The organism is Rhizobium alarense, assembly GCF_021555155.1.
Classification (GTDB): Bacteria; Pseudomonadota; Alphaproteobacteria; order Rhizobiales; family Rhizobiaceae; genus Rhizobium_D; species Rhizobium_D alarense.
Genome location: NZ_JAKGBU010000090.1, coordinates 17,256 through 20,986, shown reverse-complemented (window position 1 = coordinate 20,986; position 3,731 = coordinate 17,256). Strand labels below are relative to the sequence as shown.

The window sequence follows — 3,731 nt, the reverse complement described above, 5'->3', positions numbered from 1 at the left end:
CATGGCTACGACACGCGCCGGCCGGTCGACCATCCGACTCCGTTTGAGCCAACAGAATGGCTCCAGATAGACGCGACACACTTTAGCGCGGAACGGCAGGCGCCCCGCGAGGGGATGCCGGCTGTGCCTTTCACGAGGAGAACCCATGGCCAACGGATTTCACGAGGTGCGCTTTCCCTTGCGCGTCGCGCTCGGGGCAAGCGGCGGGCCGGTCCGGCGCACCGACATCGTCAGCCTGTCCAACGGGCGGGAGAACCGCAACCGGCGCTGGCAGGACGCGCGGCGGCGCTACGACGCCGGATCCGGCGTGCGCTCCGTCGCCGACCTCTACGAGGTGCTCGCCTTCTTCGAGGCGCGCGCAGGGCAGTTCTACGGCTTCCGGTTCCGCGATCCGGTGGACTTCAAGTCTTGCGGCCCGCTCGGCACGCCGGCGGCGACCGACCAGAAGATCGGCACCGGCGACGGCGTGCAGCGCGGCTTCCAGCTCGTCAAGACCTACGCCGACGGCGGCGGGTCGACGGAGCGCATCATCGAAAAGCCCGTGGAGGGCACCGTCATCGTCGCGGTCTCCGGCGAGATGGTGTCGAGCGACCTCTTCGAGGTCGAATACGATACCGGGATCGTGCGCTTCAATCCCGGCGCGGCGCCTGCCGACGGTGCGGTGGTGAAGGCGGGCTACGCCTTCGACGTGCCGGTGCGCTTCGACACCGACCGCATCGACATCGACCTGTCGCAGTTCGAGGCGGGACGCATCCCGACAATCCCGCTGGTGGAGATCAGGCCATGAGGACGATTTCGGACGGGCTCGCGGACCATCTCGCGACGCCGGTGACGACGGTCTGCCATGCCTGGCGGGTGACGCGGCGGGACGGCACGGTGCTCGGCTTCACCGAGCACGACCGCGACCTCACCTTCGCCGGCACGACCTTTCGCGCCGCGAGCGGCTTCCAGGCGAGCGACGCCGAGGCTGCCGCCGACCTTTCGTCCGTTTCGGGCGAGGTGGCGGGCGCGTTTTCCGCCGACGCGATCGGGGAGGACGATCTCGCGGCCGGACGCTACGACGGTGCGCGCGTCGAGCTGTTCCTCGTCAACTGGCAGGACGTGGACCAGCGGCTGCTGTTGCGCGTCGGCGAGATCGGCGAGGTGACGCGGGCGGGCGGCGCCTTCCGCGCCGAGCTCAGGCGCCTGACACACGCGCTCGACCGGGTGAGCGGCCGCATCTACGGCCATGGCTGCGACGCCGATTTCGGCGATCCGCGCTGCGGCATGAATGCCGATGCGCCGGCCTGGCGCGGCGAGGGCAGCGTCACGACGATCCGCGACGCGACGCATCTCAAGGTCGCGGGCCTCGGCGATTTTTCCGACCGCTTCTTCCGCTACGGCGTGCTGACCTTCACGGGCGGCGCCAATGACGGGGCGGCGCTGGACGTCGCCGACCATCGCCGGACGGAGGCGGGCGTCGACGTGACGCTCTGGCTGCCGCCGCCGCTGGCAATCGCCGAGGGCGACCCGTTCCGCATCGTCGCGGGCTGCGACAAGCGGTTTTCCACCTGCCGGCAGAAATTCGCCAATGCGCTCAATTTCCGGGGCTTTCCCCACATGCCCGGCAGCGACTTCACCTATGGCTATGCGGACGGGGAGACCGTGCATGACGGACGGCCGCTCCATGACTGAACAGACCGGGGCGACCAGGCAGACCGGGGACGCCATCGTCGCCGCGGCGCGCGGCTGGATCGGCACGCCCTACCGCCACCAGGCGAGCCGCAGGGGCGTGGGCTGCGACTGCCTGGGCCTGGTGCGGGGCCTCTGGCGCGAGCTCTACGGCGCCGAGCCGGAACGTCCCGGCCCCTACCAGCCGGACTGGGCGGAGCGCAGCGGCGGCGACCCGCTGATCGCCGCGGCGGAGCGCCATTGCGGCGCAGCACTGCCCCTGCCGCAGGCGCGGCCGGGCGACCTTCTTGTCTTCCGCTGGCGCGCGGGCTGCGCGGCGAAACATCTCGGTATTTTGAGCGGTGCCGACCGCTTCATCCATGCCTACGAACAGGCGGCCGTCGTCGAATCGCCGCTCGTGCCGGGCTGGCGGCGGCGCATCGCGGCGGTCTTCCGCTTTCCCGACAGACGCTGAACGAGGGTTCGGACCATGGCGACCATTCTCCTGCAGGCGGCGGGTGCGGCGATCGGCGGGCTGTTCGGCCCGTTCGGCGCGATCCTCGGCCGCGCGGTCGGCGGGCTCGCCGGTTCGGCCGTCGACCGGACGCTGCTGACGAGCCGGACGACGGTGACCGGTGCGCGGCTTTCCGACGGGCGTATTCCGGGTGCGGACGAGGGGACCGCAGTGAGCCGCGTCTACGGCACGGCGAGGGTCGGCGGCACGCTGATCTGGGCGACACGCTTCGAGGAGGAGGTGCGCTCGGAGCGCACCGGCGGCAAGGGCGGCGGCGCGCGGGTCGAGACCTACAGCTATTTCGGCAATTTCGCGGTCGGCCTCTGCGAGGGACCGATCGCCGCGGTCAGGCGCGTCTGGGCGGACGGACGGGAGATCGACCTGACGACGATCGAGATGCGCGTCCATCGCGGCGGGGAGGGCCAGGCGCCGGACCCGCTGATCGAGGCGAAGCAGGGGGCGGAAAACACGCCGGCCTATCGCGGCCTTGCCTATGCGGTGTTTGAGCGCCTGCCGCTCGACGTCTACGGCAACCGCATCCCGGTCCTCCAGTTCGAGGTGTTGCGGCCGGTCGGCACGCTCGAGGAGAAGATCCGCGCCGTGACGGTGATCCCGGCCTCCACCGAGCACGGCTACAGCCCGGCGGTCGTGACGGAGAAGCTCGGCCGCGGCAAGGGACGCAACATCAACCGCAACACGCTCGTCGCGGCGAGCGACTGGTCGGCCTCGATCGACGAATTGCAGGCGCTCTGCCCGAACCTTGCCCGCGTCGGGCTCGTCGTCGCCTGGTTCGGCACGGACCTGAGGGCCGGGCACTGCCGCATCCTGCCGGGCGTCGAGGTCGGGCATCGCAGCGAAGAGAGCGTCGCCTGGTCCGTCTCTGGCATCGGGCGCGATGCGGCGCATGTGGTCAGCCGCAACAACGGCGGTCCGGCCTATGGCGGCACGCCTTCCGACGCCAGCGTCGTGGCGGCGATCCGGGACCTCAGGGCACGCGGGCTGGAGGTCTATCTCTATCCGTTCATCCTGATGGACGTGCCGGAAGACAACGACCTGCCGGACCCCTATGGCGGCGCGCGGCAGGCGGCCTATCCCTGGCGCGGCCGCATCACCTGCATGCCCGCGACCGGCGCGCCCGGCAGCGTCGACGGAAGCGGCGCGGCACGGACGCAGGTGGAAGGCTTCGCCGGCGGGGCGGAGGCGGGGGATTTTGCGGTGATCGGCACCTCGGTGCACGGTCCGGGCGGTGATGAAGGCTTCCGCCGCATGGTGCTGCACTATGCGCTGCTGGCAGAGGCGGCGGGCGGGGTCGACGGTTTCGTCATCGGATCGGAAATGCGCGGCCTGACCCATCTGCGCGACGGCAGCGGCGCCTTTCCCTTCGTCGAGGCGCTCTGCGACCTCGCGACGGACGTGCGCGCCATCGTCGGGGCGGGAACGAAGCTCACCTACGGCGCCGACTGGAGCGAATATTTCGGCTATCACCCGGCCGACGGCAGCGGCGCGGTGCATTTCAACCTCGATCCGCTCTGGTCGCATCCGGCGATCGATGCGGTCGGCATCGACA

At 70.7% G+C, this 3,731-nt stretch carries 4 protein-coding genes; all 4 read left to right on the top strand.

Going from position 1 to position 3,731, the window contains the following annotated elements; all coding sequences use genetic code 11:
- Positions 1-145 precede the first annotated feature (145 nt).
- Positions 146-787 carry a DUF2460 domain-containing protein gene (locus tag LXM94_RS21740; RefSeq protein WP_235773569.1) on the top strand — a complete coding sequence of 214 codons (642 nt, stop codon included), beginning with the start codon at positions 146-148 and terminating at the stop codon, positions 785-787.
- A complete protein-coding gene (locus LXM94_RS21735; RefSeq protein WP_235773568.1) occupies positions 784-1,674 on the top strand; it encodes a DUF2163 domain-containing protein in 891 nt (296 codons plus the stop codon). The genes LXM94_RS21740 and LXM94_RS21735 overlap by 4 nt, the downstream gene beginning before the upstream one ends.
- Positions 1,667-2,125: an NlpC/P60 family protein gene (locus LXM94_RS21730; RefSeq protein ID WP_235773567.1), complete on the top strand. Its 459-nt coding sequence runs from the start codon at positions 1,667-1,669 to the stop codon at positions 2,123-2,125. Before LXM94_RS21735 ends, LXM94_RS21730 begins: the two co-directional genes overlap by 8 nt.
- Before the next feature lie 15 nt (positions 2,126-2,140).
- On the top strand, positions 2,141-3,731 hold a 1,591-nt coding region (locus LXM94_RS21725; protein ID WP_235773566.1), incomplete at its 3' end, for a baseplate multidomain protein megatron.